General features: G+C 61.6%; 26 protein-coding genes. 17 read left to right on the top strand and 9 right to left on the bottom strand.

Going from position 1 to position 26,423, the window contains the following annotated elements:
• The first annotated feature begins 7 nt into the window (after positions 1-7).
• The 12 genes from ACB031_RS01980 to ACB031_RS01925 all read left to right on the top strand — a co-directional run bounded on the left by ACB031_RS01980 (position 8) and on the right by ACB031_RS01925 (position 10,456).
• Complete coding sequence (locus tag ACB031_RS01980; RefSeq protein ID WP_010633976.1) at positions 8-967, top strand: beta-ketoacyl-ACP synthase III; 960 nt, start codon at positions 8-10, stop codon at positions 965-967.
• A gap of 69 nt (positions 968-1,036) precedes the next feature.
• A complete protein-coding gene (gene fabD / locus ACB031_RS01975) occupies positions 1,037-1,972 on the top strand; it encodes an ACP S-malonyltransferase (RefSeq protein WP_371139115.1) in 936 nt (311 codons plus the stop codon).
• Between the two features lie 13 nt (positions 1,973-1,985).
• Complete coding sequence (fabG, locus tag ACB031_RS01970; protein ID WP_005300916.1) at positions 1,986-2,720, top strand: 3-oxoacyl-ACP reductase FabG; 735 nt, start codon at positions 1,986-1,988, stop codon at positions 2,718-2,720.
• Positions 2,721-2,877: 157 nt separating this feature from the next.
• On the top strand, positions 2,878-3,114 hold the full coding sequence (gene acpP, locus ACB031_RS01965; protein ID WP_005300909.1) for an acyl carrier protein: 237 nt from the start codon (positions 2,878-2,880) through the stop codon (positions 3,112-3,114).
• Between the two features lie 82 nt (positions 3,115-3,196).
• Positions 3,197-4,438: a beta-ketoacyl-ACP synthase II gene (gene fabF / locus ACB031_RS01960; protein ID WP_010633978.1), complete on the top strand. Its 1,242-nt coding sequence runs from the start codon at positions 3,197-3,199 to the stop codon at positions 4,436-4,438.
• A 19-nt stretch (positions 4,439-4,457) separates the two neighbouring features.
• Positions 4,458-5,312, top strand: a complete 855-nt coding sequence (gene pabC, locus ACB031_RS01955; RefSeq protein WP_043170178.1) for an aminodeoxychorismate lyase — start codon at positions 4,458-4,460, stop codon at positions 5,310-5,312.
• Positions 5,302-6,303, top strand: a complete 1,002-nt coding sequence (mltG, locus tag ACB031_RS01950; protein WP_005300892.1) for an endolytic transglycosylase MltG — start codon at positions 5,302-5,304, stop codon at positions 6,301-6,303. Before pabC ends, mltG begins: the two co-directional genes overlap by 11 nt.
• A complete protein-coding gene (gene tmk, locus ACB031_RS01945; RefSeq protein WP_371138888.1) occupies positions 6,303-6,944 on the top strand; it encodes a dTMP kinase in 642 nt (213 codons plus the stop codon). The genes mltG and tmk overlap by 1 nt, the downstream gene beginning before the upstream one ends.
• Positions 6,929-7,876 (top strand): DNA polymerase III subunit delta', encoded by a 948-nt coding sequence (gene holB, locus ACB031_RS01940; RefSeq protein WP_371138887.1) that lies wholly within the window; start codon positions 6,929-6,931, stop codon positions 7,874-7,876. Before tmk ends, holB begins: the two co-directional genes overlap by 16 nt.
• A 17-nt stretch (positions 7,877-7,893) precedes the next feature.
• Positions 7,894-8,673 (top strand): TatD family hydrolase, encoded by a 780-nt coding sequence (locus ACB031_RS01935; protein ID WP_371138886.1) that lies wholly within the window; start codon positions 7,894-7,896, stop codon positions 8,671-8,673.
• Positions 8,674-8,970: 297 nt separating this feature from the next.
• Positions 8,971-9,999 (top strand): site-specific integrase, encoded by a 1,029-nt coding sequence (locus ACB031_RS01930; protein WP_139725531.1) that lies wholly within the window; start codon positions 8,971-8,973, stop codon positions 9,997-9,999.
• 181 nt (positions 10,000-10,180) lie between these two features.
• On the top strand, positions 10,181-10,456 hold the full coding sequence (locus ACB031_RS01925) for a RepB family protein (protein WP_021465678.1): 276 nt from the start codon (positions 10,181-10,183) through the stop codon (positions 10,454-10,456).
• Between the two features lie 214 nt (positions 10,457-10,670).
• Here the strand turns inward: ACB031_RS01925 and rsmF are convergent, their stop codons facing one another.
• The 4 genes from rsmF to ACB031_RS01905 all read right to left on the bottom strand — a co-directional run bounded on the left by rsmF (position 10,671) and on the right by ACB031_RS01905 (position 16,071).
• A complete protein-coding gene (rsmF, locus tag ACB031_RS01920) occupies positions 10,671-12,101 on the bottom strand; it encodes a 16S rRNA (cytosine(1407)-C(5))-methyltransferase RsmF (protein ID WP_371139114.1) in 1,431 nt (476 codons plus the stop codon).
• Between the two features lie 130 nt (positions 12,102-12,231).
• Positions 12,232-14,784 carry an MlaD family protein gene (locus ACB031_RS01915; protein WP_371138885.1) on the bottom strand — a complete coding sequence of 851 codons (2,553 nt, stop codon included), beginning with the start codon at positions 14,782-14,784 and terminating at the stop codon, positions 12,232-12,234.
• Between the two features lie 68 nt (positions 14,785-14,852).
• Positions 14,853-15,461 carry a paraquat-inducible protein A gene (locus tag ACB031_RS01910; RefSeq protein ID WP_330538821.1) on the bottom strand — a complete coding sequence of 203 codons (609 nt, stop codon included), beginning with the start codon at positions 15,459-15,461 and terminating at the stop codon, positions 14,853-14,855.
• Positions 15,439-16,071 (bottom strand): paraquat-inducible protein A, encoded by a 633-nt coding sequence (locus ACB031_RS01905; RefSeq protein ID WP_017779025.1) that lies wholly within the window; start codon positions 16,069-16,071, stop codon positions 15,439-15,441. The genes ACB031_RS01910 and ACB031_RS01905 overlap by 23 nt, the downstream gene beginning before the upstream one ends.
• Positions 16,072-16,219: 148 nt before the next feature.
• Between ACB031_RS01905 and prpB the strand changes: the two genes are divergently transcribed.
• The 3 genes from prpB to ACB031_RS01890 all read left to right on the top strand — a co-directional run bounded on the left by prpB (position 16,220) and on the right by ACB031_RS01890 (position 19,821).
• Positions 16,220-17,107: a methylisocitrate lyase gene (gene prpB / locus ACB031_RS01900; RefSeq protein ID WP_371138884.1), complete on the top strand. Its 888-nt coding sequence runs from the start codon at positions 16,220-16,222 to the stop codon at positions 17,105-17,107.
• Between the two features lie 11 nt (positions 17,108-17,118).
• The gene (gene prpC / locus ACB031_RS01895) at positions 17,119-18,246 is read left to right on the top strand and encodes a 2-methylcitrate synthase (RefSeq protein ID WP_017408424.1); all 1,128 of its coding nucleotides are present in this window, start codon (positions 17,119-17,121) and stop codon (positions 18,244-18,246) included.
• Between the two features lie 129 nt (positions 18,247-18,375).
• Complete coding sequence (locus tag ACB031_RS01890; protein WP_371138883.1) at positions 18,376-19,821, top strand: bifunctional 2-methylcitrate dehydratase/aconitate hydratase; 1,446 nt, start codon at positions 18,376-18,378, stop codon at positions 19,819-19,821.
• Positions 19,822-19,911: 90 nt separating this feature from the next.
• On the opposite strand, the gene ACB031_RS01885 is transcribed toward ACB031_RS01890, so the two are convergent.
• Entirely contained in the window at positions 19,912-20,655 is a 744-nt protein-coding gene (locus ACB031_RS01885; RefSeq protein WP_371138882.1) for a hypothetical protein, read from the bottom strand.
• 211 nt (positions 20,656-20,866) lie between these two features.
• Here ACB031_RS01885 and ACB031_RS01880 point away from each other — a divergent pair, with 211 nt between their 5' ends.
• Complete coding sequence (locus ACB031_RS01880) at positions 20,867-21,244, top strand: polyhydroxyalkanoic acid system family protein (protein WP_017764503.1); 378 nt, start codon at positions 20,867-20,869, stop codon at positions 21,242-21,244.
• A 292-nt stretch (positions 21,245-21,536) separates the two neighbouring features.
• The gene (locus ACB031_RS01875; RefSeq protein ID WP_371138881.1) at positions 21,537-22,961 is read left to right on the top strand and encodes a wax ester/triacylglycerol synthase family O-acyltransferase; all 1,425 of its coding nucleotides are present in this window, start codon (positions 21,537-21,539) and stop codon (positions 22,959-22,961) included.
• 66 nt (positions 22,962-23,027) lie between these two features.
• On the opposite strand, the gene ACB031_RS01870 is transcribed toward ACB031_RS01875, so the two are convergent.
• The 4 genes from ACB031_RS01870 to ACB031_RS01855 all read right to left on the bottom strand — a co-directional run bounded on the left by ACB031_RS01870 (position 23,028) and on the right by ACB031_RS01855 (position 26,372).
• Positions 23,028-23,825: a hypothetical protein gene (locus tag ACB031_RS01870; RefSeq protein ID WP_371138880.1), complete on the bottom strand. Its 798-nt coding sequence runs from the start codon at positions 23,823-23,825 to the stop codon at positions 23,028-23,030.
• A gap of 43 nt (positions 23,826-23,868) precedes the next feature.
• On the bottom strand, positions 23,869-24,519 hold the full coding sequence (locus ACB031_RS01865; protein WP_260754250.1) for a TetR/AcrR family transcriptional regulator: 651 nt from the start codon (positions 24,517-24,519) through the stop codon (positions 23,869-23,871).
• A 1-nt stretch (position 24,520) separates the two neighbouring features.
• The gene (locus ACB031_RS01860) at positions 24,521-25,705 is read right to left on the bottom strand and encodes a patatin-like phospholipase family protein (protein ID WP_005300847.1); all 1,185 of its coding nucleotides are present in this window, start codon (positions 25,703-25,705) and stop codon (positions 24,521-24,523) included.
• 82 nt (positions 25,706-25,787) lie between these two features.
• Positions 25,788-26,372, bottom strand: coding sequence for a phasin family protein (locus tag ACB031_RS01855; protein ID WP_211050511.1), 585 nt, complete (start codon positions 26,370-26,372; stop codon positions 25,788-25,790).
• Positions 26,373-26,423 lie beyond the last annotated feature (51 nt).

Below are 26,423 nucleotides of genomic sequence, written 5' to 3'. Positions count from 1 at the left end.
GAACTCTATGCATAGCAAAATTTTGGGTACTGGCAGCTATCTGCCGCACTCAGTACGCACCAACGCCGACCTCGAACAGATGGTAGAGACCAGTGACGAGTGGATTGTGGAGCGTACCGGGATCCGTGAACGCCGCATTGCCGGTGCCGATGAAACCGTTGCAACCCTGTCTCACCAGGCGGCCCTGCGCGCGCTGGAGGCCGCAGGTCTGACTGCCGCCGATCTCGACATGATAGTGCTGGCCACCACCAGCGCCGAAAACGCCTTTCCGGCCGCCGCCTGTGAACTGCAGGGGCTGCTCGGGGTGCAAGGGATCCCGGCCTTCGATGTGGCGGCTGCCTGCGCCGGCTTTACCTACGCGCTTTCCATTGCCGATCAGTTCGTCAAATCCGGCGCCGCTCGCCACGTGCTGGTCGTCGGCGCCGATGTGCTGTCGCGCATGTGCGATCCCGAGGATCGCGGCACCATCATCCTCTTTGGGGACGGGGCAGGGGCCGTGGTGATCGGTGCGAGCGACACCCCCGGCATCCTCTCCACCCATCTGCATGCCGATGGTCGTTACGGCGAGCTGCTCAAGCTGCCGCAGCCCCGTCGCGGCATGCCGGGGGCCGAGCTCGAAGCCTACATGTACATGAAGGGCAATGATGTCTTCAAAGTCGCGGTCACCCGTCTGAGCGAGATCGTCACCGAAACCCTGGCCGCCGCCGGCATCGAGCCGAGCGAGCTGGACTGGCTGGTGCCCCATCAGGCCAACTTCCGCATCATCAGTGCCACCGCCAAGAAGCTTGGCATGGGGCTGGACAAGGTGGTGTTGACCCTCGACAAACACGGCAACACCTCTGCCGCCTCCGTGCCCATCGCCTTTGATGAAGGGGTGCGCGACGGCCGGATCAAACCGGGCCAGCTGGTCTTGCTGGAAGCCTTCGGCGGCGGTTTTGCCTGGGGCTCGGCGCTGGTTCGCCTCTGATCGTCAGCGGGGTGGGACGAGCGTCTCATCCTGCCGTTCTCATTTTTCTCTTATTTAAAGGAATCAATGATGACCCAATTTGCCATTGCCTTCCCGGGACAGGGCTCCCAAACCGTCGGCATGCTGGCCGAGCTGGCCGAACAACATGCCGTGATCAAGGAGACCTTCGCCGAGGCGAGCCAGGTGCTGGGTTATGACCTGTTTGCCCTGGTAATGGAAGGTCCGGCCGAAGAGCTGAACAAGACCTGGCGTACCCAGCCTGCACTGCTGACCGCTTCTGTCGCGCTGTGGCGCCTGTGGCAACAGCAGGGTGGGGCAACCCCCGCCGTGATGGCAGGCCACAGTCTGGGTGAGTATTCCGCCCTGGTCTGCAGCGGCGCACTGGCCTTTACCGATGCGGTCAAACTGGTTGAGCTGCGTGGTCTGGCCATGCAGGAAGCCGTGCCGGAAGGCACCGGTGCCATGGCCGCCATCATCGGCCTGGACAACGACGCCATCGCCGCCAACTGCGAGAAAGCGGCACAGGGCCAGATCGTCTCCCCGGTGAACTTCAACTCCCCGGGCCAGGTGGTCATCGCCGGTCACAAAGAGGCCGTCGAGCGCGCCAACGTGCTGATGAAAGAGTCCGGTGCCAAGCGTGCGCTGCCGCTGCCGGTCTCCGTGCCCTCCCATTGCGCGCTGATGAAACCTGCTGCCGAAAAACTGGCAGCTGCGCTGGACGGGATCGAGATCAAGGTTCCTGCCATCGCCGTCATCAATAATGTCGACGTATCCTGTGAGCAGGATCCGGCCGCCATCAAGCAGGCATTGGTGCGTCAGTTGTTCAGCCCGGTTCGTTGGACCGAGACTGTCGAGCGGATGGCCAACGAGGGGGTCACCCTCGAGATCGAAATGGGACCGGGCAAGGTACTGACCGGGCTCGCCAAGCGCATCGACAAGCGCGTGGAAGGTATTCATGCCAACGATGCCGCCTCTTTCGAGCAGGCGCTGGCCCAGATCAAGTAAACAGGAGCAATGAATGAGCTTTACCGATAAGGTTGTGTTGGTGACCGGTGCCAGTCGTGGCATCGGCCGTGCGATTGCTGAAACTTTTGCGGCCCGTGGCGCCAAGGTAGTCGGCACGGCGACCAGCGAGAGCGGCGCCGAGGCAATCAGCGCCTATCTGGGTGAACAGGGTTGCGGCATGGCGCTGAACGTGACCAGCCAGGAATCCATCGAAGCCGTCTTCGCCGCCATCAAAGCGCGTTTTGGCGACATCGACATCCTGATCAACAACGCAGGGATCACCCGTGACAACCTGCTGATGCGGATGAAGGATGATGAGTGGAACGAGATCATCGACACCAACCTCACCTCCCTGTACCGTCTGAGCAAGCCGGTGCTGCGCGCCATGATGAAGAAGCGCAATGGCCGCATCATCAGCATCGGTTCCGTGGTCGGCACCATGGGCAACGCCGGTCAGGTCAACTACGCGGCCGCCAAGGCGGGCCTGGTGGGGTTCACCAAGTCGCTGGCTCGTGAAGTGGCCTCCCGCGGCATTACCGTGAACGCGGTTGCCCCCGGTTTCATCGAGACCGATATGACCAAGGCGCTCAATGAAGAGCAGCGTGCCGGCATCATGAGCCAGGTACCTGCCGCTCGTCTGGGCGATCCAAAAGAAATTGCCGCTGCTGTGGTATTCTTGGCATCGGATGATGCCGCCTACATCACTGGCGAAACCCTGCATGTTAATGGCGGGATGTACATGGTGTAATCAATTTGTCGTGAGATCTGTTCAAATTTGCGATAGTACGCCGAAGTTTGGCGAATTTCGTGGTTTGACCAGCGGCAAGCTACTTGCAAACTCACGTCAATTGAATAAACTACCCCAACCAGACGCAATAGCGTATTTTTAAAGGAAAATTCAGGTCATGAGCAACATCGAAGAACGCGTAAAGAAAATCATCATCGAACAACTGGGTGTTAAAGAAGAAGACGTTAAGAACGCTGCCTCCTTCGTCGACGACCTGGGCGCTGACTCTTTGGATACCGTTGAACTGGTAATGGCGCTGGAAGAAGAATTCGATACCGAAATTCCTGATGAAGAAGCCGAGAAGATCACCACTGTTCAAGCGGCTATCGACTACATCACCGCTAATCAGGAATAAGTTCCTGTTCTGAAAGAAGCGGCCCAAGGGCCGCTTCTTTTATGTTTACTCCTTTTCAAAACACCTCTCGGAGACTACCTCAGTGTCAAAACGCAGAGTCGTGGTGACCGGCTTGGGGATGCTTTCCCCGGTAGGCAACACTGCCGAATCCAGCTGGCAAGCCCTGCTCAACGGGCAGAGCGGCATTTCTCCTATCGAACACTTTGACGCCAGCGAGTTTGCGACCCGCTTCGCAGGCCAGGTCAAGGATTTCGATCCCGAGCAGTACGGTATCAACCGCAAAGAAGCTCGCAAGATGGATCTCTTCATCCAGTACGGCATCGCCGCAGGCGTGCAGGCGCTGGATGATGCCGGTCTCGTCATCAACGAGGAGAATGCCGAGCGCGTCGGTGTGGCGATCGGTTCCGGTATCGGTGGTCTGGGTCTGATTGAGCAGAACCACAGCAGCCTGGTCAACGGCGGTCCCCGCAAGCTGAGCCCCTTCTTCGTACCATCCACCATTATCAATATGGTGTCCGGTCATCTCTCCATCATGAGAGGCCTGCAGGGCCCCAACATCGCCGTCACCACCGCCTGTACCACAGGCACCCATGCCATCGGCATGGCCGGTCGCATGATCGCCTACGGCGATGCGGACGTGATGGTGGCCGGTGGTGCCGAGAAGGCATCCACCCCGATGGGGATGGGCGGTTTTGCCGCCGCCAAGGCGCTCTCCAACCGCAACGACGAGCCCACCAAGGCCAGCCGTCCGTGGGATAAAGATCGCGACGGTTTCGTACTGGGTGATGGCGCCGGGGTGCTGGTGCTGGAAGAGTACGAACACGCCAAGGCCCGTGGCGCCAAGATTTATGCCGAGCTGGTCGGCTTTGGCATGAGCGGTGATGCCTACCACATGACGGCCCCTCCCGCCGATGGCAACGGTGGCGCCCGCGCCATGCAAAATGCCATCAAGGATGCCGGTATCGCCCCCGAGCAGGTGGGTTACATCAATGCCCACGGCACCTCCACCCCGCTGGGTGACGTTGCCGAGCTGCGCGGCATGAAGGCCGTATTTGGCGAACATGCCAAATCCCTGATGGTCAGTTCCACCAAATCGATGACCGGTCACCTGCTGGGTGCCGCCGGCGCCATCGAGGCGATCATCACGGTACTGGCGCTGCGCGATCAGATGGCGCCGCCCACCATCAACCTGGACAACCCGGATGATGAGTGCGATCTGGATCTGGTGCCTCATGTTGCCAAGGCCGGCAACTTCGAATATGCCCTCTCCAATTCCTTCGGTTTTGGCGGCACCAATGGCTCACTGATCTTCAAACGCGTATAATTCGCCCTGGGCGGATAGTATGGGCCCGATACGTCAGTATCGGGCCTTTTTTATCGGAGGGATCCTTTTGCTGATCAATGGAATACCGACAGACAGCGTGTCCGCCATGGATCGTGGTCTGGCCTATGGGGATGGTCATTTCACCACCCTGTTGGTCAGGGATGGCCGGCCCGTCTGGTGGCCGGCACACCTGGCAAGGTTGCAGCAAGCGAGCGCCAGACTCGGCCTTGCCGAGCTGGACTGGCAACAACTCGGCGATGAAGTGGCCCAATTGGCCCGCGATCAAGCGCTGGCGGTGATCAAGGTGATGCTGACCCGCGGCAGCGGTGGCCGGGGCTATGATGGCACTGCCTGCCATGCGCCGACCCGGATCCTGTCGCTGGCTGCTTACCCGGCTCACTACCCGACATGGCAGCAAGATGGCATTCCACTCTTGGTATGCCGGCAGCGGTTGGGGGATGCCCCCATGCTGGCAGGCCTCAAGACCCTCAACCGGCTGGAGCAGGTGCTGCTGAAAAGCGAACTTGCGGCCCGTTCCGGGGTCGAAGGTATAGTCTTGAACAGTCGGGGATTTCTGGTAGAAGGGGTCAGTGCCAATCTGTTTTGGCGCCGTGGCAGAACGGTGTTTACGCCGGATCTCTCCCACTGCGGCATAGACGGCATCATGCGGCGCCATGTGATGGCAATGCTAAAACAGATGAGCATTGAACTGCGTGTCGTGGAGGCTCCGCTGGAGTCACTGTGGCAGGCCGAAGAGGTATGGCTGACCAATACCCTGATGGGCATAGTGCCGGTCACCGGCATCGGGGAGACCCAATATGCCAGTCAGGAATTGATCCGCCGTTTACAGGAGCGTTTGGTCATTGAAGTTTAATCGGCTTTACACCCTGCTCGCGGGCGCGGCGCTGACTGTCGCCGCTGCCGGGGGCTATGTACATTACAAGTGGCAACAGGTGGAGACGCTCACCAACAAGGGACCGACCCGTCTCTTTACCGTCGAGAAGGGAGCCCATGCGGCGCGTCTGATCGCCGAACTGGGGGAGGGGGAAACCAGCCCCTGGGCGGTGCGACTCTGGTTGCGCGGTCATCCCGAGCTGGTTGCCATCAAGTCCGGTACCTATGAGATCAAGGAAGGGGCACCGCTCAAGGATACCCTCTCCCTGTTTGCTTCCGGCAAGGAGTTTCACTTCAGCCTGACCTTCGTCGAAGGTTCCCGTTTCGAGGATTGGTTGAAGCAGCTGGCCAGCGCCCCTTATCTGGAACGGCTGACCGTCGAGTTGCCCGAGACCGATCTGGCTCAGGAGCTTGGCATTGAAAACGGCAAGCTGGAGGGGTGGTTCCTGCCGGAGACCTACGCCTATACCACTCATGCCAGCGATCTCTCCATTTTGCGCCGTGCCCATCAGGACATGGAGACCTTCCTGCAGCAGAGCTGGGAGAAGCGTCAGGCCAATCTGCCCTACAAGACTCCCTACGAGGCGCTGATCATGGCCTCGATCATCGAAAAAGAGACGGGGATGCCGGAAGAGCGGGCGCGGATCGCCTCGGTGTTTGTCAATCGTCTGCGCCTTGGCATGAAGCTGCAGACTGATCCCACCGTCATCTACGGGGTGAAGGACAGGTATGACGGCAATATCCGCCGCAGCGACCTGACCGACGTGAACCCCTACAACACCTATGTGATCGACGGCTTGCCGCCCACGCCCATCGCCATGCCTGGCAAGGCCTCCATCGAAGCGGCGCTCAATCCCCTGTCGACCGACTATCTCTACTTCGTCGCCAAGGGGGGCGGGGCCCACTATTTTTCCAAGACCCTCGATGAACACAATCGGGCGGTGCGTGAATACATTTTGAAGAAACCCTAATGTCTAAATTTATCGTGATTGAAGGACTGGAAGGCGCGGGGAAGAGCTCCGCGGTGTGCTACGTGACCGACTATCTGCATGCCCACGGGGTGGCACGGATCGAGTGTACCCGTGAGCCGGGCGGCACGCCGCTGGCGGAGCGGATGCGGGCCATCGTCAAAGAGGTGCACGACGAGCGGCTCACCATCGAAGCCGAACTGCTGCTGATGTACGCCTCCCGGGTGCAACTGGTCGAGACACGCATCAAGCCGGCGCTGGCTGACGGCGTCTGGGTGGTGGGCGATCGCCACGATCTCTCCTCCCAGGCTTACCAGGGCGGTGGCCGTGGCATCGATGCCAACCTCATCGGCGCCATCAAGCGGGCCGTGCTCGGCGACTTCAAGCCGGACCTGACCCTCTATCTCGACATCGATCCCGCCATCGGCCTGCAGCGGGCTCGCCACCGCGGCGAACTGGACCGGATCGAGCTTGAGCAGCTCAGCTTCTTCGAGCGTACCCGCCAGCGCTATCTGGAATTGGCTGCCGCCGATGAGTCAATCAAGGTGATCGATGCCGGCCAAGCGCCGGAGCAGGTCAAGGCGGCCATCGAGGCTGCCTTGACCCACTACCTGAAAGACGAGCCCTCATGTATCCCTGGTTGATCCCGGACTGGCGGGCGTTGAGCCAGACTGCCGCCGCCGGCCGGCTCGGTCACGCCTGGCTGCTGCTGGGTGATCCCGGTCTTGGCAAGGAGCAACTTGCACAGCTGCTGGCCCGCCTGCACCTGTGCCATCAGCCTGATCGGGGCGAGCCCTGTGGCCATTGCCACTCCTGCCAACTGTTTGAGAAGGGTCATCACCCGGATCTGGGCACCCTAACCACTGAGGGCAAGACCATAGGGGTCGAGGCCATCCGCGAGATCTGTGCGCGCCTGCAGAATTCGGCCCAGCTTGGCCGCGGCAAGGTGGTGATCATCCCCGATGCGGAGCGCATGACCGAATCGGCCGCCAACGCCCTGCTCAAAACCCTGGAGGAGCCGGCTGGCGACAGCTTGCTGCTGCTGATCGCCTCCCAGGTTTCCCGCCTGCTGCCCACCATTCTCAGCCGTTGCCACAAGCATGTCTGCCAGCTGCCGGCAGAAGGGGAGACCCTGGCCTGGCTTGCCGAGCAGGGTCATCAGGCCACCCAGGCTCAGGTGCGGATCTGCCAGGGGGCTCCCCTGCGAGTGCTGGATTACTTGATGCAGCAGCAGGACACGGATCGCCGTGATCTGCTTGAGAGTTTTCTCGCCCTCTCGCAAACGCCCACCCGGACCAACCATGTGTGCAGCCTGCTGGCAAGCGATACCCAGGTCAGACTGCACTGGGTGCAGCTGTTCTTGTGCGATGCGCTCAAGACGCAGGCCGGTTGTGGCCATCACCAGCTGGCCATGCCGGATCTGGCCGCGCTCAGTCAACAACTGGCGGAGCGTCACTCCAGTGAAAAGCTGCTGGAGGCGGAGCAGCAGCTCGTTGGGCTCAAGGCGGCCTGCCAGCCCGGGCAGCTCTCCAATCCCACCATTCATTTGATGAACTGGCTCACTCGCTGGTTATAGATCCCAAAAGGTTTTGTATGTTACTCGTTGATTCCCATTGCCACCTCGATCGTCTGAGTTATGGCAGCAAGCAGACCGACATGGCCGATGTGCTGGCCAAGGCGGCCAGGCAGGACGTGGGATATTTTCTCTGCGTGAGCGTGACCCAGGCGCAGTTCCCGACCATGCTGGAGGCGATCGCCCCTTACCCTCAGGTGTTTGCCTCCTGCGGCGTGCATCCCCTCAACCAGGAACCCGGCGTCGATGCCGATTTGTTGCTGACCCAGGCAGCAGATGAAAGGGTGGTGGCCATCGGCGAGACCGGGCTCGACTACTTCTATTCGCCGGAGAACAAGGAAGTACAGCAGGCTTCCTTCCGGGAGCATATCCGGGTGGCCCGCGCCCTGAACAAGCCCCTCATCATCCATACCCGCGATGCCCAGCAGGATACCCTGCAGATCATGCGTGAAGAGGGGGCAGATCAGGTAGGTGGGGTGCTGCACTGCTTCACCGAGTCACTCGAAATGGCAGAGGCGGCCATGGCGATGGGCTTTTATATCTCCATCTCCGGCATCGCTACTTTCAAGAATGCGGCTGCGCTGCAATCTGTAGTCAAGGCGTTACCACTGGAACGACTGCTGGTTGAAACCGACTCTCCCTATCTGGCGCCGGTTCCGCACCGGGGCAGGGAGAACGAGCCGGCCTTCGTACGCGACGTGGCCCAGTTCATCGCGGATCTGCGGCAAATACCGCTGGCCGAATTGGCGCAGGCGACCAGTCACAACTTCTTCGAGTTGTTCAAGTTGGCAAAGCGATAACAAACAACGCCCCGCATAGCGGGGCGTTTTACTTTGACAATCAGCACGATCGTGGCCCATCCCAAAACGATAATGGTGGTTTGTTATCTCTCACTAGGTATGGTGGATACTGATGAGGCAAAGCCCTCAACCCTGATAAAACGAAGCAAGAAGAACAGTGTGCTCGAGGAATAAATGAGGGGGGGAATGGGTTAAAAGCACTCTTCATAAGTATCGATAATATTCATTATCGATACTTGATAGATCTGCAAGATCCTGTAAGATCCAACGAAACTCCGCATTAAATCATAGAGTTAAGTGAACTACCCACGCATTTCAAGCCCAGTTCAGCAGCCCTTGCAAAGCGTCTTCGATCCTCAGCTGAACAGCAGGGCCAGACGTTTCTTGCGCAGCGCCAAAGCCGACTCTACCCTCAATGCCTACCAGGCCGATACCCGCATCTTCGTGTTCTGGTGCCAGCTGCATGGGCTCGATCCGCTGCAAACCACCCATCATGACATCATGAACTTCCTGGCGGATCAGGCCGACGGCATCCTGGCCGATTGGGTCTGGCTGGACAAGGAAGAGGGGAAGGGGGAGCTTCGCAACGGCGATCCCCGCAAGCCAGCCACCCTGGTAAGACGGCTCGCCGGCATTCGTTATGCTTTCAAGCAGAAGGGGATCCACCCCATGCCGACCGAGCACGCGGAGATAAAGGAGATGATGCGGGGCATAGTGCGACTCGGTGACAATCGCAAACGAAAAACGGGGGCGCTGACCCTGCAACCGCTGGCCTGTGTGCTCGATGAAATCGACACCGGCAATCTGGCGGGGCTGCGGGATTACACCCTGCTGTTGCTGATGTTCAGCGGCGCCTTGCGACGCTCGGAGGCGGCAAGGATTGAAGTGGATGATCTCGACTTTGTGGGGCAGGGGATCCGTCTTCGGCTCAAGCCCAGCAAACATCAGCTGCATGAAACGGAGATCGCCCTGGTGCCAGGCAAACAGTATTGTCCGGTGTCGGCACTGGCGCGCTGGCTCAAACAGAGCAGGATCAGCGAGGGTGCCCTGTTTCGCCGCATGAATCGCTGGGGTCAGCTCATGCAGGAACCGCTCGGTCCGCAAGGTATCAACCTGATGATCAAGCGGCGTACAGGTCAGGCCATCGACGATCTCCAGGTCAGCGGCCACAGTCTGCGCCGCGGCTTCATCACCTCGGCGGTCACTGCCGGCAAACCGATGAACAAGATCATCGAGGTCACCCGCCACAAGGACATCCGTACCTTGCAGGAGTATTTCGACGATGCTCACAAGTTCTCGGATCACGCCCTGGATGGTCTGCTGTAATATAACCGCGTCACTCTATTTTTTATGTTAAATGATATCTTGTTGATCCAATGATATATTTGCAGCGAACTGGATCTCACCCCATCAAGAAGGGGAGAGTCAGGCTCTTCGGTGTTGGTCAGCGAATATAGAAGACTTGGTGAGAGATAACGGGCTGTGAAAATCAAATTTGCAAGGTGATATGAGCCAGGAAATGAAAGTGAGCGGGGCGCAAGACAATGCCGAACGGCAGCGCCAGCACGTGAAACGCAAACAGGAAACTCACAGCCGGTTGCAATGCTGGATCAGCAATCGTCATGCCGAGCGGTTGGCCATGTTGGGGCAGTTGCTCGAAGACAGCCAGGCATCCCTCATCGAACAGGCCATCGATCTGCTCTATCAGCAAGAGCTGCAGCATGAGCAGAAACAGGACAGGGCGCAGATCGATGCACAAGCACCGGCGGAGATGCTCGAGTAAACGCGCCGGCAATTGAGGCAAAGATCGAGAAACCGGGACATAAAAAAAGCCAGGTACGAATTCCTTGTACCTGGCATAGGGGAATTGGCTCCTTGCAGAGCCGTGCGCTAACTGGTGTTCGGATTGCCTTTAAGCTTAGACAAGGCTCAAGGCTTTTCAAGATCCGCGCAAAGGTTCAACCGGAGTGTGGGTTTTCCTGCTCCGGTACAACTTGTTACACGAACAGATTGTTGTCACGCACCAGCTCGCGGGGCAGGGCATTCTTGACCCGGCTGCCCACCCATTTCCCCATGCCCAGGGTATGACCCCGATAGCGGACGATCACCTCGCCAGTGCCGGCGGCTTCTTGCTCCGGCCACACGTCCCGCCCCATCATGAACTCCCGCGCATCAGCAATGTCGAGCTCGACGAATCCCTTGCTCGCACCGTCACCATAGGCCAGTGCCCACTCATGGGTCAGCCGATACCCTTTCTTGAAAGTCTCCGCCAGTTTCAGTCCGATGCGATCAAAACGCAGCTTGCCCTGTACCTGCTCGAACAACTGGGGGAAGAGCCAGATCTCCTCGCTGCGGCCAAACAGATTTCCCTGCGGCACCACCCCGAAAGCGGCTTCAATCTCGCGCAGCATGGGTGCGGACTCCTTGGCCGGCAGCGGCGAGAAAGGGAATTTGCCGAGCTTGCCCGGTTTGAACATGGTGTTGGGCACTGAGTGGTGCTTGCGCAATCTGGCGACGAAAAAGCCTTCACTGTCGAAGATCTGGGGCCAAACATGCAGGTATCCCTCTGGTGTGCAGGCCTGCTTTGCAGCGGGGAAGAGATCGGCCAGCGAGTCAAAGCTGAAAGCATCGCCGAACTTGTCTTGCAGTGACTGACAGACGGCCTGGTTCTCCTGCAGGCTCAGGGTACAGGTGGAGTAGACCAGTACGCCGCCCGGTTTGAGGGCATGGAAGGCGCTCTCCAGCAACCCTTGCTGCACGGCGGCGATCTCGTCGATGCTCTCGATGCTCCAGTTGCGCAGGGCGTCTTCATCCTTGCGCACCGTGCCCTCGCCGGAGCAGGGGGCGTCGAGCAGGATGGCATCGAAGGTTTCCGGCAACCACTGGCCGAAGACCTTGGCATCGAAATGGGTCATGCCCACGTTGGTCACACCGCAGCGCTGCAGATTGGCACTGAGCACCTTGAGCCGGCTGCTGGAGTACTCGTTGGCAACCAGCATCCCCTGGTTCTCCATCAGGGCCGCAATCTGGGTGGTTTTGGAGCCGGGGGCCGCCGCCGCGTCCAGCAACATGCCGTCACGCCGGGTCTGCTCACAGGCAAACAGGGCGGTGACCGGCAACATGGAGCTCGCCTCCTGGATGTAGAAGAGACCGCTCAAATGCTCGGCGGTGTTGCCAAGGGGCACGCTCTCGTCTTCGCGACTGAGCCAGAAGCCGGTGTCGCACCAGGGCACGGGATCGAGCTGCCAACCGAGCGGTTGCATCCGCGCCACAAACGCCGCCACCGATATCTTCAGGGTATTGACCCGGATGCTGCGCCGCAGCGGTCGTCGACAACTGGCCACGAACTCATCCATGGAGAGGTGCGCCGGCATGATGGCCGCGATATGGCGCAAGAAGTGATCGGGAAGATAGGTGTTGTCGTGCACGGAGCCGTCTCGTTGACCGAAAATGAGGGGCGACATCTTATCACAAGGGCAGGAATATTCTGAAAGCGCAGCGGCTAAAAACAAGCCCGGCAGCGTGCCGGGCTTCGGTGAGCGTGAGTGAGGGGAGAGATCAGGGCTGGATGCGGGGGCTCCACTCCTGCCACTCTTTCTCGGCCTTGGCATGCAGCGGGTAACTGTGGCCAGCCTTGACGGTCGGCCCCATCTCTTTCTCTGGAGTGTTGAAGGCGATGCCGCCGGCGAGCAGGCTCTGCACCGTCTCCACCTCGATGGTGCCACCGGTCAGGCCGATATCCGCCTTGACCCCTGAGACGTTCCAGAAACGGGAGTTGGCCCGCACCAGATGGGCGTACTCCTGCTCCACGTTGACGTCGATCAGCACCTCGCTGCCATCGCGGGCCAGCGCCACCTTGGTCACGCTGCCCACCACCATCTTGCGAAACAGCAGTGGGCTGCCGACGCTCAAACCGTTGACCGATGCGCTCTTGAGGGTGAGCGCCAGGCCAGCCGGGCCGCTCTGGCTGAGGGGGAAGCGCTCCTTGCCAGCCCCTTGGCCGGGCTGTGCCTCCACAAAGGCGCCCTTGATCAGGGTATCGAGATGAGCCACGCCGCCCAGTCCCAGCTTGGCCTGCACCAGAGTAAAACGGGCACCGGACTGCAGGAAGCGTGCGGCATACTGGCCATCCAGCTCGGCCTTGAAGATCACCTGGCCCAGGGTCGGCTCCAGCTCAATCTGTTCAATCTTGCCGATGTCGACCCCGCGGTAGCGGATCGGGCTGCCGACCCCGAGCCCCGGGTTGCTGTCAGCTACCAGGGAGAGGGTCCGGACCTTGGCCTTGGCCTGCTCCTTGCTGTCAAACAGCTGATGACTGCTGCGGCCCGTGCCGAGCCGATCGAATTCGATGGCGCCGCGCAGCAGGGTGGCGAGGTTCCCCACCTTGACCTGCACGCCATCCACCCGCACCCGGGTATCCAGCGCCGGCTTTTTCCAGAATTGCGGCTGCTGCTCGAGCAGGGGGGCATAGACACCGGCGATCTCGAGTTCGATCTCCACCCCTTCCTTGGCGGCGCGCAGCGCGTTGACCTTGCCGGCCTCGAGCCCCAGATAGAGCACCGGGGAGCCGATACCGATGCCGTCAGCCTGCTCCGCCTTCAACACCCAGCGACGAGGCTTGGCATCCCGGGTACCGAGCAGCGCCAGCTCCTGGCTGGGATAGAGCCGGTTGACCCGCTCGCCAGAGGGGGCCTGCACCAGCTTGATGCCACCGCCAATCCAGGCGCTGGCCGGGCTGGTTTCCACCTTGATGCCGCTCAGATCGGCATCGATCTGCAGCGGCGCCGCCCGATAGAAACGGGCCCGGTTGAGCAGGTGCTGATACTGGCTCTGCACGACCAGAGCCACGCTGGCGTTGCCACCGCCATCCAGGGTGAGCTGGCTGATCTGGCCCACCTGCAAGCCCTTGTACCAGAGCGGCGCCCCTTCGTTGAGGCCGGCCAGATCATCGGCCTGCAGCACCATCTTGATGCCACCCGGTTGCTCTTTGCTACTCAGGGTCATGGCCTTGACCCGCCCGCCCGCCACATAGTCGAGGCGAATGGCCGGGCCCGCCAGCAGGCGATCCGCATGCTTGATGCCGCCGGCGCCGAGGGAGACGCTCTCCCACACCAGACGGCTGTTGCCGGTGATCCGAAATGCCTGCTCCGGGTTGATCAGTGCGCTCACAACCCGGCCCTTGTCGGTGAGGCGAATGGGGTCGATGCGGCCGATCTCGATACCTTCAAACAGGATGGGCATCCCCTCCTTGATGGGCAGATCCCCCGCCTGGATGTCAATTCGCTCGCCGCGGGCCGCCTCGGCCAACCCTTTGTAGAGGGTGAAGACCTGGCCCTTCTCCGGCTCCGGGGAGTCCTTGGGAGAGTCGAAGGCGATGCCGCCGCTCAGGATGGAGGTGAGGCTGCCGGCCTCCACATTGACCCCGGCCAGGCTGAAGGAGCCCTTGATGCCGCTGATGTTCCAGAAGCGGGTGTCGGCCTTGATGAGGTGTTCAAAACGCGGCTCGATCACCAGATCCAGGATCACGTTCTGGTTCTCTTCGCCAAGGCGGGTGTTGATGACGCTGCCCACCTCGATGCCGCGAAAATAGAGCTTGGCGCCGATGCCGACCGAGCCGAGCGAATCGGCGGTCAGGTGCAGCATCCGCCCCTGGGCCTGATAACCGGGGGGGGGGCCGTCCAGCGCGTCGAACTCCTCCTGCAGCGGGTTGTTGTCCCGCCCGGGCTGCAGGTTGATGTAGTTGCCGGAGACCAGGGTATCGAGGCCGGAAATCTCGGTGAGCGACGCCTTGGGGCTCACCAGCCAGAAATCCGAACCTTTGCGGATGAGCGGGCGGGCCCGGCTGTCAATCTTGGCCAGCACGGCTATCTTGCGGCCATCCTCGGCCAGCGCCAGCTCCTGCACTACCCCGATGGCGACCCCCTGGTAGCGCACCTGGGTCTTGCCCGGTAAGATGCCGTTGCCCTGGGCGAAATTGATGCGAATAAGCTGGCCGCTGCTGACAAACTGCTGGTAGATGAAGCCCCCCGCCAGCAACAGGGCGATAAAGGGCAGCAACCAGACGGGTGACAACCAGCGACGCTTCTCAATGACGGGTTCAGCCCCGATCATACCGACTCCTTAATTGGCTGAGATAAACAGCATTCAGATAGAAGAAAACAGGTTAACACTGCCGCGCCCTAACGGGCCGCCTTGTCCCACAGCAGGCGCGTGTCCAGCATGCGGGCCGACATCATGGTCAGCACCACCACACCGGCAAAGGCGGTGGCGCCAGGGCCGGCCCGCACGTTGAGCAGCACCCCGCGATCCACCAGGGCCACCATCAGCGAGATGACGAACAGGTCCAGCATGGACCAGCGCCCGATAAAATCGATCACCCGGTACATCACCAACTGGCGTTTGCGCCGCACCGGCTTGCTGCGCTGCAGTTGCCAGCAGATCCAGCCCAGCCCCAAAATCTTGCCCACCGGCACTATGATGCTGGCGGTGAGGACTATGGTGGCAATGCCCGACATCTTGCTGCGATAGAGCATCATGATACCGCTGAAGATGGTGTCGGATTGCAACAACCCCTTATTGTAGAAGTGGGTGATGGGCAGCAGGTTGGCGGGCAGCAGCATGAAGCTGGCCAGCGCCAGCAACCCCCAGGACCAGGCCAGGGAGTGGGGAATGCGCACTTGCAGCCGGCTGTGGCAGCGGGGGCAGACGCTACCCGCCTGATAGCGCACCAGCAGGCCGCAGGTGTGGCAGCGGCAGAGCCCCAGTTCACGGGCGCTGGTCTGGGACATGGTCCGGCTCCTCCAGCGGTACCCGCTCCCAATAGGGGGCGGGGTCAAACAGGATCAGCAACGTCAGGTTGAGCAGCATCAGGATCCCCAGGCTGAGCAGGCCGCCGCCGAGGCGCACGTCGGCGATGTCGACCAGCTTGAACAGGGCGACCAGCAGGCTGACGATGTAGACCTCCAGCATGGCCCAGTGGCGAAACACCTCCACCGACTTCAGGGTCGGCGCCAGTATGTGCCAGCGTTTGGCGAGGCCCGAGGCCAGCGCAAAGATCCCGAGCAGCAATCCCACCGGCGCCAGCACGGCGCACCAGAACACCAGCCCCGCCACCCAGATCTCGTGTTCGAGCAGCAGCACCAGGATCCCTTTGAGCAGGTTGGCGTCCGAATTGACGCCAGCCAGGCGCAGGTAGATCAGCGGCTCGAAGAAGGCGGACGGGAGCAACAGGAAGCCGGTGATGGTCAGCGCCATCAGCTGGGAGGGGCGAAATGCGTAGCGCCCGTACAGATGCTGATGACAGCGGGGGCAGTGGGCGTGGCGCCCAAGCGGCAATAACTTGCGTTCGATCAGCAAGTCGCAAGCCGGGCAGACGATCACGGGATTGGGATCCGACATTACGATTCAACCTGTTGAAGGAATTGGTGAAATTTACCCTAAAAGCCGCGTCCTGTCTTGCCTGGCAGGGATCTGCCACGAAAGTATGATTGACGTTAACGTAAACGTGATATTAGATAGTCAGACCAGACAAGTGAAAGGAGTCATGATGTCCAGCCTTACCCCCTCGGCAGGTCTGCGCTTTCGCACCGCCCTCGCCAATGAACGCCCCCTGCAGATCGTCGGCACCATCAATGCCTACATGGCGCTGATGGCGGAGCGCAGCGGCTTTCAGGCCATTTATCTCTCAGGCGCCGGCGTGGCCAACGCCTCCTATGGCCTGCCGGATCTTGGCATGACCAGCCTGAACGACGTCTTGACCGACGCCGAACGCATCACGGCGGCGACCCGTGTGCCGCTTTTGGTCGACATCGACACCGGCTGGGGCGGGGCCTTCAACATCGCCCGCACCGTGCGCGCCTTCGAGCGAGCCGGGGTAGCGGCCGTGCACATGGAAGATCAGGTGGCCCAGAAGCGCTGTGGCCACCGGCCCAACAAGGCGGTGGTCTCGCAGGAGGAGATGTGTGATCGCATCAAGGCGGCGGTGGATGCCCGCGAGAATGGTGAGTTCGTCATCATGGCCCGCACCGACGCGCTGGCGGTGGAGGGGATTGGCCCGGCGCTGGAGCGCGCCGCCGCCTACGTGGCCGCCGGGGCCGACATGATCTTCGCCGAGGCGGTGACCGAACTCGGTCAGTATGACCTGTTCAAGCAGGCGGCCGGAGTCCCCATTCTCGCCAACATGACCGAATTTGGCAAAACCGAGCTGTTCGACAAGGAGGCGCTCGCCGCCCACGGCGTCGACATGGTGCTCTATCCCTTGAGTGCCAACCGCGCTGCCAATCAGGCCGCCCTCAACGTCTATCACCATATTCGCCAGGATGGCCATCAGCGGGCCGTCGTCGACACCATGCAGACCCGGGAGTCGCTCTACGATTTCCTCGGTTATCACCACTACGAGCAGACGCTGGACCGTCTGTTTACATCCAGGGACTAGGAGGAAAGGCAATGGGACAGCAAAAACCGTTGGGTGGCGCCGGCCTGCGTGGCCAGAGCGCAGGGGAGACCAGCATCTGCACCGTGGGCAAGAGCGGCACCGGACTCACCTATCGCGGCTATGACATCCAGGAGCTGGCCGATGGCGCCCAGTTCGAAGAGGTCGCCTACCTGCTGCTCAAGGGCGAGCTGCCGGACGAGCAGCAGCTCGAAGATTACAAGCGGACGCTGCGCAGCCTGCGCACCCTGCCTGCCGCCCTGCTGGAGGTGCTCGAGCGCATTCCCGCCGACGCCCACCCCATGGATGTGCTGCGCACCGGCTGCTCCATGCTCGGCGATCTGGAGCCGGAAGATGGCTTCGAGCACGAGCATGAAGTGGCGGATCGGCTGCTGGCCGCCTTCCCGGGCATTCTCCTCTACTGGTACAAATTCAGCCACGACGGGGTACGCATCGCCCTCGACACCGACGAGGAGTGCATCGGTGGCCACTTCCTGGCACTGCTGCACCAGAAGGCGCCGAGCGAGCTGGAGCGCCGGGTGATGCACGTCTCCCTCATTCTCTACGCCGAGCATGAGTTCAACGCCTCCACCTTTGCGGCGCGGGTCTGCGCTTCGACACTCTCTGACATGTTCTCCTGCGTCACCGCGGCCATCGGCACCCTGCGCGGCCCGCTGCACGGCGGCGCCAACGAGGCCGCCATGGCGATGATCGAGCCCTGGCAGGATGAGGCCCAGGCGCGGCGCGAGCTGCTGGCCAAGCTGGCGGCCAAGGAGAAGATCATGGGCTTTGGCCACGCCGTCTATCGCACCTCGGATCCGCGCAACGTCATCATCAAGGGGTGGTCGGCCAAGCTGGCCGAGGCAGTGGGGGATGACCGGCTCTACCGCGTCTCCTGTGAGGCGGAGAAGGTGATGTGGGAAGAAAAAGAGCTCTTCCCCAACGCCGACTTCTTCCACGCCAGCGCCTACCACTACATGGGGATCCCGACCAAGCTGTTTACCCCCATCTTCGTCTGTTCGCGGGTCACCGGCTGGTGCGCCCACGTGATGGAGCAGCGCGAACACAACCGGATCATCCGCCCGAGCGCCGATTACGTCGGCCCGGCGCCCCGGCATTTCGTCTCGCTGCAGCAGCGATAACCATGGGCGGCCCTGTCACCCCATTGCGTCACCCTGCCCCGGCAACAGCGGGGTCGATGTGCGCAGGCGGGCGGGCAGGGCGCCGTTTCATCACCCCGTTTCATTCACTACAACGATAAGGAAGTCACGATGTCCGCCAACGTCGACGTCAACCACAGACCAGACCCCGACCAGGTTCTGGTCGATATTGCCGATTACGTCTGCAATCACCCGATTACCAGCCAGGCCGCCCTCGATACCGCCCGTTACTGCCTGATGGATACCCTGGGCTGCGGCCTCTTGGCCCTGCGTTTTCCCGAGTGCACCAAGCACCTTGGTCCCATCGTGCCCGGTACCCTGGTACCCCACGGTGCCCGGGTGCCCGGTACCCAGCTCTGCCTTGACCCGGTCAAGGCGGCCTGGGATATCGGTGCCATCATCCGCTGGCTCGATTACAACGACACCTGGCTGGCCGCCGAGTGGGGTCACCCCTCCGACAACCTGGGGGGGATCCTGGCTACCGCCGACTGGCTCTCTCGTACTCGTGTGGCCGAAGGCAAGGCGCCGCTCACCATGAGCGATGTGCTGACGGCCATGGTGAAGGCCCATGAGATCCAGGGGGTGTTGGCGCTGGAGAACTCCTTCAACCGGGTCGGTCTCGATCACGTGGTGCTGGTGAAGGTTGCCAGTACCGCCGTGGTGACCCATATGCTGGGCGGCAGCCGCGATCAGGTGATCGATGCGGTCTCCCAGGCCTGGGTCGATGGCCAGAGCCTGCGTACCTACCGTCATGCCCCCAATGCCGGTTCGCGCAAGAGCTGGGCGGCGGGGGATGCCACCTCCCGGGCGGTGCGCCTCGCCCTTATCACCATGAGCGGCGAGATGGGCTATCCCGGCGCTCTGACGGCCCCCAAGTGGGGCTTCTACGACGTGCTGTTCAAGGGCAACCAGTTCGCCCTGCATCAGGGCTACGGCAGCTATGTGATGGAGAACGTGCTGTTCAAGATCTCTTACCCTGCCGAGTTCCATGCCCAGACCGCGGTGGAGTGCGCCATGAAGCTGCATGAGCAGGTGAAGGGACGCCTCGACGAGATCGACCGCATCGAACTCACCACCCATGAGTCGGCCATTCGCATCATCAGCAAGGTGGGCGCCCTCAACAATCCGGCGGACCGGGATCACTGCCTGCAGTACATGGTGGCGGTGCCGCTCATCTTCGGACGCCTCATCGCCGAGGATTACGAGGACGCCGTGGCCGCCGATCCCCGCATCGATGGGCTGCGCGCCAAGATGGTGGTGCAGGAGGACAAGCGCTACAGCCGCGAGTATCTGGAAGCGGACAAGCGATCCATTGCCAACGCCATCCAGGTCTTCTTCAAGGACGGCACCCACACCGCCAAGGTGGAGGTGGAGTATCCGGTCGGGCATCGTCGTCGCCGCGAGGAGGGGATCCCGCTGCTGATAGAGAAGTTCCGCCACAACCTGGCCACCCGCTTCCCGGCCAGACGGGCCGAGGCGATCCTGGCCCTCTGCCAGGATGGCAAGCAGCTGGCCGCCACCCCGGTGCACACCTTCATGGATCTGCTGGTGATCTGACCGCACTCCTGTCCAGCAATAAACGAAAAGCGGGCCACTCGGCCCGCTTTGTCATGTTTGACTGCATGTGTGTCTGCATGACTCCCAAGGTCAATCCAGCACTGTGTCATCGCCCGCCAGCAACGCCTGCATGATCGCCGTCTCGCGGCTGGCGATGGTCTCGAGAAACCCGCTGGCCCGCCCCATGTGGTGACAGACCCGGTAACCCCGCTCGACAAAGGAGAAGAGCTCGCCCAGCCCCGCCAGATGGGCCGGCCCCGATATCAGCTTCAAGGTTGCCCCGAGCAGCGGTTTTCTGGCCAGCCGGTCCAGGGTCATCCCCAGCTCGTTGACCAGTTGCAACTGATGACGGCGACGCGCTTCTTCACCCACCTCCTGATAGGCGAGGGCATAGGCCCTGGCGTTTAGGCGCGCCATGCTGCCGCCGCGACGCAGCGCCACCACCATCAGGTAGTCGAGCTCCTCGGAGAGGGCGTCGAGTTCAATGGCCTGCGCCAGCACCTTGAGACCGGATTCCGGCAACAGTCGCTCGGCAGTCGGCATCACCCGCATCACGTCCGCATCGCGGCGGGCACAATCCCCCGGCCCGTAGAGGTCGGTCAGGAAAAACTGCGCAGCCGGGCCGTAGCGCTTGCTCTCCAGCAGATCGCGGTGAGTGCGCCCCAGCCGATCGGCCTGCCATTGGCGCAATGCGTCCCTGTCTTGCTGATCCTGCGGATGGGTGCGCATCTGCTCGCGCAAGGCGGCCACCTGGTTGAGCTGACGGTAGAGTCGCCCCAGGGTGCTCTCTTCATCCAGGTGGTGGTCATCGGATGGTTGTTTCTCTTGGGTCATCTGCTGCTCTCTTGACCTGTGTTCTCTGGTGTATCCCATGGCCTGTGACGGATAAAACGGGCGGCCGGCGAGGGGCGGGAGTCACTCGTCATGAGCCGCCAGCCCAGTGTAACGCGGCGGCAACCCAGGCGGAATCGATGGAGCTTTTACTCGACAGCCTTTGTTAAGTGAGTCCCAAATATGTTGCAAATCACTTTCACTTGTTTGATTCATGTGTTTAATATCAGTAAATGTCGTCACCGCTCAGAGAGTTAGCATGTTTCTATACGATCCCCTTGCCGGCAGCAACCTGTCGACCATCCAGGTCAGCCGTCAACACCCGCTCGGCCTCGCCGGCGCTCGGCTCGCCGCCGAAGCCATCGCCCAGGACATGAGCGAAGAGTACGAACTCGACTGCGAGTGGGAAGACGAGGAGGAGACCCGCTTGCTGTTTCGCGGCGCAGGGGTCAATGGCTCCCTCTGCCTCACCGAGGATACCCTGTCGCTGGAAGTGCGCCTCGGCCTGATGCTGTTGCCGGTACGCAGCGTACTGGAGCAGGAGATCCTCGAATATGTCGATCAGCGCCTGCCTTGTCCCGCGCGGCGATAACCAATCCAATAAAGACTGATCCAGCGCAATAAATAATGGTGAAATAGCGCGCTTTATATTCTTTTGACGAAATGGCCGACCTGGAGATTATTATTCAGGCGGCATATCACAAGTCTGATTTTTAATTTTCACGGGGCAACAAGATCCTCTGCCTTTGTCATGGATGGCTGGCGTGAATTAATCGCTGTGCAGTTTCACCAACATAAGAAAACATTGTTTGTTGCTTCCGTTCTGGTCGCCGACGTCCAGAACGAAATGTGGTACAAATAATGCGAAACGATAGGGATAATACATGTCTGTGTGTGAACTCATCTCCTGTGTCGATACCGCCTGGCTGCGGATGGACAGACCCAACAACTTGATGCAGATCGTCGGCGTGCTGATGTTCGACGGTCAGCTGGATGAAACCAGATTGCGCGAGAGCCTGCTGCACACCGTACGGGTACAGCCGCGCTTCGCGCAGAAAGCCTGCCTGGAAGGGGGAGAGTACTACTGGCGTACCGACCCCGACTTCGATCTCGACCTGCACCTCAAGCGGGTGATCCTGCCAGGCAAGGCCGGCAAGGCCGAGCTGGAGCGGCTGGTGGCCGACTTTGCCTCCACCCCCCTCAACCATCAGCGTCCGCTCTGGGAGATGCACCTGGTAGACACCTCCCTCGGCGGCCAGGCGCTGGTGGTGCGCTTTCATCACGCCATGGGGGACGGCTTCTCCCTGGTGCGGGCCATGCTCACCATGATGGACGAGAGCCCGGTTGCCCCTCCCAGACCGCAGCCAGAGCCGGTGGCCAACGACGACGGCGATGAAGAGCACGATCATCAAGGCAGTCGCCTGCTGCGGGCCGGCCTCAAGCTGACCGGCACCCTCTGGTCCAAATACGTCGAGGTGCTGACCCACCCCACCAAGGCGATGGACTACCTCAAGACCAGCAGGGACGTGACCGCCGAGCTCTACACCATTGCCACCCTCTCCGATGATGCCGATACCCGGCTCAGGGGAGAGACAGGCTGCACCAAGCGGGTCGCCTGGTCAGAACAGATCCCGCTGCCGGACGTGAAGGCAGTGGGGCGGGTGCTCGGCTGCTCGGTCAACGACCTGCTGATCGCGGCCACCGCCGGGGCCTTTCGCCACTATCTGCTGGAGAAGGGGGACGAGGCCGACGTCGATATCCGGGCCCTAGTGCCGGTCAACATGCGCGCCCCGGACGACAAGGGGGCCCTTGGCAACCGCTTCGGGCTGGTGGCCCTGGATCTGCCCCTCAACATCGAACATCCGCTGCAACGCCTCTATGCGGTGCGGGATCGGATGCAGGCGCTCAAATCCTCCCTGCAGCCGGCAGTGGTGCTCAACCTGCTGGAAGTGATGGGCATGGCCCCAAAAGCAGTACAGCAACAAGCCATCGACATCCTCTCCGCCAAGGCCAGCGCCGTCATCACCAACGTACCTGGCCCGCAGCAGACCCTCTATCTGGCCGGCGCCAGGTTGCGCCAGCCGCTGTTCTGGGTGCCCCAGGCCGGCGACATCGCAGTCGGCGTCTCCATCCTCTCCTATGACAACAAGGTGCAGGTGGGCCTGATCACCGACAAGAAGCGGGTGCCAGACCCCGACCTCATCGTCGAGCGCTTCGCGGTGGAGTTTGAGCAGTTGCTGCTGCTGGTGCTGATGGAGCCGGATCTGCTCTGCGACCCCGCCATGCTGGATCAGCTGCTGCACGGCTGATGCACCGCGCTTCAAACGCAAGAGGCCAACCCGGGGGTTGGCCTCTTGTCTTATGAGTCTGGCGAATTACTCCTCCTCCAGCTCCTCACAGGCGGCTTCCACATCGAGCCGCTCCATGGCATCCAGCGGCTCGCACTCGGCAGCTTCGCCGTAGAGTGCCTCGGCCGCCGCCATCTTGCTCTTGCCGTGCATCATCACCATGGCGTTGGCGTACTCCATGCGGGCGATGGCTGAGTGGGGGATGACGGCCAGCGCCGCCTTGAAGTGACGCTCGGACTCATCCTTCTTGGCGCCGTAGGTGATGCCGCCGATCATGGCGCCCAGCTTGTCGATGATCTCCGCATGCCAGGCACCGAAGGCGATATGGGCCTCCCCGTGGTCAGGCTCCAGCGCCAGCGCCTGCTCCAGGCTGCTCTTGATCTTGTCACCTATGCCGATGGAGAGTGCCTTGGAGACCGAGATCACCTGGCTGTAGCGACCCAGCGCCAGGGCGTGGAAGTACCAGGCGTTGACGTTGTCTGGCTGACGTTTTTGCAGCTTCTCGGCGTTGCTGGCGGCCAGCTCGAACGCCTCGCGCTTGGCATATTTGTCATCCAGCAGGTAGCTGGCATGGATCACCAGCGCCTTGTTCGCCACGTTGAGGCCATCCTCGCCGGCGGCCAGCCCCAGGCTGACGGCCCGGGCGAAATCACCGGCGTGATAGGCGCGCCAGGCCTCCTGTACCTGTTCATCTTCGGGCCAGGGCTCGGCATCCCCCTGGTGCAGCCGCTCCCAGTGCTGCTCAAGGCGCTCCCCGGCATAGTCATAGGTGGCCTCCGGCCAGGGGAAGGGGGTGAAATCGAAGTTGGGCTGTGAAGTGGTCATATGATTCTCCCTGTTAAAAACACAATCAAAAAACACGGTTCGGTCAACCCGCCACGGTGGCGGGACGATAATGGCTGGCGATGGCATCGAGCGCGGCGCGGGCATCGGCTCGCAGCCTGGGGGCCACCAGCTCCATCACCTGAACAACGCCGAGGGCGATGTCGGCATCGGCCCGCGGATGCAGCGCCCGCTGATAAGAGATCCAGAAGGTCCCCACCAGTGCAATGTTGGCGGCCAGCGCCGTCACCTGCGCTTCGTCGCCTTCTAGCAGACCGCTGCGCCAGAGGTGGTGGCAGATGGCGGCGGCGGTCAGCTCCTTGCGCCGCAGCAGGGCCGAAAAGCGCTGCTCCACCTTGTGGTTGCCGTTCATCAGGGTGCTGATGTCGTAATAGAAAAAGCGGTACTTCCAGATGAGTTCGAACATCAGGTGCAAGAAGAACCAGATGTCCTCCGCCTCGTTCAACGGCGGGGTAATGGTGTCGAGCAGGTGGGCCATCTCCTGTTCGAACTCGCCGAACAGAGCGTTGACTATCTCCTCCTTGTTGTGAAAGTGGTAATAGAGGTTGCCCGGGCTCATCTCCAGCTCGGCCGCGATGGCGGTGGTGGTGACGGTCGGCTCGCCCAGCAGGTTGAACTGGGCGAGGGCGGTGGCCAGGATGCGATCCCTGGTACGCCGCTTGGGTTTGCGATCCATGCTACTCCTTCGGTTGACGCCGGCCCTTGTCGCCATAGCGACGGGTCAGCCAGTGCTGCAACTGGGTCAGTGAGGCATCCAGCGCCGCCACCGCACCGATGCCCGGGGTCAGCAGGGAGCGCTGCTCATCGGCCAGCGCGTCAAGATCCAGCTCCAGCCCGTGTCTGGCGAGGATGGGGCCAAGCTCGGCCCGCCGCTGCCACAGATCCCGGCGGGTATGCTGGAAGGCGTGCTCGCACAGATGGCGCCGGTCCCGATAACTGAACACATTGGTGAAGAACATCTCGCCATCGGCCGGGGAGGGCTCGAACAGCAGGGCATCTGCATCTGGGTACTGGTGTTTGTAGCGATCCATCCCCACGTGCATGCGCGAGTGGATGATGGCGCGAAACGTCTGGGCCAGCACCACCGGCAGGCCGCTATCCACCAGCTTGGCGGGGCGCTCGCTGGCCAGGCCAGCATCAAAGGGCACCAGCGGGTTGATGCAGAACACCAGATCGGCCCCCTCCTGCAGCGCCACCGAGGCGTGCAGCGTCTTGATGAGCGCGCCGTCCACGTAGTAGCGGCCATCGATGAGGGAGGGCGGGAACAGGCCGGGCAAGGCGGCAGAAGCCTGCACCGCGGCGGAGATGGGCACCTGGTCGAGCCCCGGGCTGCCGAAGGCCACCGCCCGACCGGTGTCGAGTTCGGTGGCGATGACGAACAGCCGGCTGGCCAGCTCGCGAAAATCGTTGCTGCGACCGGGGCGCGAGAAGAACTGGGTCAGGATCCGATCCACCCCGCGGCTGTCGAACATGCCGGTGGGGATCGCCTTGGACAGCCCCTGCAGCGAGCCGAGCAGGCTCTTGTTCCAGGGGGAGGAGAGGTAGTCGGCCAGACACGCCAGCGCCAGCGGCGGCAGCGAGGTGAGCCGTTCAAAATACTCCCCGAAGGCGGGGCGCAGCAGGGTAGAGGGGTCGAAGAACTCGCCACTGTCGTCGCTCAGCAGGATCCGCACCAGCTTGTCGGGGGAGATGCCGTTGGCCAGCGCCGAGGCGATCACCGCCCCCGAACTCACCCCCACATAGATGTCAGCCTGCTCGAAACGCACTCCCTTGATGCTGTCGGCCAGGGCGGCGCAGGCACCGATCTCGTAGATCCCTCCCAGAGGTCCTCCCCCGGCGAGGGCAACCGCAATCGTGCTCATGATTTGCCTCCCTTATCACGCAAAACCGGCCCAGCAGAGGGCATGGGCCGGTGGATCATCAGTCAGAACAAGCCGGTCAGGATCAGAAGAGTGCGGTTTCGCCCTTCTCCTTGATCTCCTTGGCCACGTTCTCTACTTCCGTTGCCAGCTCCTTGACCTCTTCCTTCACTTTGGCGACGGGGGCGGGTGCGGCGGCGGCTTTCTTGACCGGCGGCTTCTTGGCAACAACCGGCTTCTTGGCCGCTGCGGCAGCAGGTTTGGCCTCGTCAGCCGGGGCAGTGTCGTCCTGGGCATCGATCAGCTGCTGCACCACTTCGGTCAGCTCGGCCATCCGCTTGGAGAGCTTGTCGATGTCCTTGCGGGTCGGGATGCCGAGGCTGGCGACGGCGCGGGCCACGCGATCCTCGAATACCTGCTCCAGACGGCCCCAGGTACCGGCTGTCTTGTCGGTCATGGCCGCGATCTTTTCATCGGCGCTCTGACGGGTACGGGTTTGCAGGGCTTCCCCTTCCTGAACCAGGGCTTCAAAGATCTTGCCGCCTTCCTCTTGCGCCTTGGCATAGGCACCCAGGCCAGCCAGCCAGATCTGCTGGGTGGACTCTTTGATGGTGGAAGTGAGGTGGTTGTCGGTCACCGAACTTGCCAGTGCTTTCAATTTTTTGGCCATGACAGTCTCCTTACTCGTGATATAGATGATGGTAATGACAACAACCTTGGT

Source organism: Aeromonas sp. S8(2024), from assembly GCF_041403085.1.
In the GTDB taxonomy this organism is placed as follows: Bacteria; Pseudomonadota; Gammaproteobacteria; order Enterobacterales; family Aeromonadaceae; genus Aeromonas; species Aeromonas dhakensis.
Note: the sequence above shows the minus strand (reverse complement) of the source record. Positions and strands in the feature narration are given on the sequence as shown.

What these genes read in the sequence shown, in the direction of transcription:
- pabC (WP_043170178.1), top strand. Translation starts at nt 4,458, where the DNA reads ATGGGCCCGATACGTCAGTATCGGGCCTTTTTTATCGGAGGGATCCTT.
- ACB031_RS01890 (WP_371138883.1), top strand. Translation starts at nt 18,376, where the DNA reads ATGTCCGCCAACGTCGACGTCAACCACAGACCAGACCCCGACCAGGTT.
- ACB031_RS01875 (WP_371138881.1), top strand. Translation starts at nt 21,537, where the DNA reads ATGTCTGTGTGTGAACTCATCTCCTGTGTCGATACCGCCTGGCTGCGG.
- acpP (WP_005300909.1), top strand. Translation starts at nt 2,878, where the DNA reads ATGAGCAACATCGAAGAACGCGTAAAGAAAATCATCATCGAACAACTG.
- ACB031_RS01910 (WP_330538821.1), bottom strand. Translation starts at nt 15,461, where the DNA reads ATGTCCCAGACCAGCGCCCGTGAACTGGGGCTCTGCCGCTGCCACACC.
- ACB031_RS01855 (WP_211050511.1), bottom strand. Translation starts at nt 26,372, where the DNA reads ATGGCCAAAAAATTGAAAGCACTGGCAAGTTCGGTGACCGACAACCAC.
- ACB031_RS01865 (WP_260754250.1), bottom strand. Translation starts at nt 24,519, where the DNA reads ATGGATCGCAAACCCAAGCGGCGTACCAGGGATCGCATCCTGGCCACC.
- ACB031_RS01915 (WP_371138885.1), bottom strand. Translation starts at nt 14,784, where the DNA reads ATGATCGGGGCTGAACCCGTCATTGAGAAGCGTCGCTGGTTGTCACCC.
- ACB031_RS01880 (WP_017764503.1), top strand. Translation starts at nt 20,867, where the DNA reads ATGTGTTTAATATCAGTAAATGTCGTCACCGCTCAGAGAGTTAGCATG.
- prpC (WP_017408424.1), top strand. Translation starts at nt 17,119, where the DNA reads ATGGGACAGCAAAAACCGTTGGGTGGCGCCGGCCTGCGTGGCCAGAGC.
- ACB031_RS01860 (WP_005300847.1), bottom strand. Translation starts at nt 25,705, where the DNA reads ATGAGCACGATTGCGGTTGCCCTCGCCGGGGGAGGACCTCTGGGAGGG.
- ACB031_RS01925 (WP_021465678.1), top strand. Translation starts at nt 10,181, where the DNA reads ATGAGCCAGGAAATGAAAGTGAGCGGGGCGCAAGACAATGCCGAACGG.
- prpB (WP_371138884.1), top strand. Translation starts at nt 16,220, where the DNA reads ATGTCCAGCCTTACCCCCTCGGCAGGTCTGCGCTTTCGCACCGCCCTC.
- ACB031_RS01885 (WP_371138882.1), bottom strand. Translation starts at nt 20,655, where the DNA reads ATGACCCAAGAGAAACAACCATCCGATGACCACCACCTGGATGAAGAG.
- ACB031_RS01980 (WP_010633976.1), top strand. Translation starts at nt 8, where the DNA reads ATGCATAGCAAAATTTTGGGTACTGGCAGCTATCTGCCGCACTCAGTA.
- fabG (WP_005300916.1), top strand. Translation starts at nt 1,986, where the DNA reads ATGAGCTTTACCGATAAGGTTGTGTTGGTGACCGGTGCCAGTCGTGGC.
- ACB031_RS01905 (WP_017779025.1), bottom strand. Translation starts at nt 16,071, where the DNA reads ATGTCGGATCCCAATCCCGTGATCGTCTGCCCGGCTTGCGACTTGCTG.
- holB (WP_371138887.1), top strand. Translation starts at nt 6,929, where the DNA reads ATGTATCCCTGGTTGATCCCGGACTGGCGGGCGTTGAGCCAGACTGCC.
- ACB031_RS01935 (WP_371138886.1), top strand. Translation starts at nt 7,894, where the DNA reads ATGTTACTCGTTGATTCCCATTGCCACCTCGATCGTCTGAGTTATGGC.
- tmk (WP_371138888.1), top strand. Translation starts at nt 6,303, where the DNA reads ATGTCTAAATTTATCGTGATTGAAGGACTGGAAGGCGCGGGGAAGAGC.
- ACB031_RS01870 (WP_371138880.1), bottom strand. Translation starts at nt 23,825, where the DNA reads ATGACCACTTCACAGCCCAACTTCGATTTCACCCCCTTCCCCTGGCCG.
- fabD (WP_371139115.1), top strand. Translation starts at nt 1,037, where the DNA reads ATGACCCAATTTGCCATTGCCTTCCCGGGACAGGGCTCCCAAACCGTC.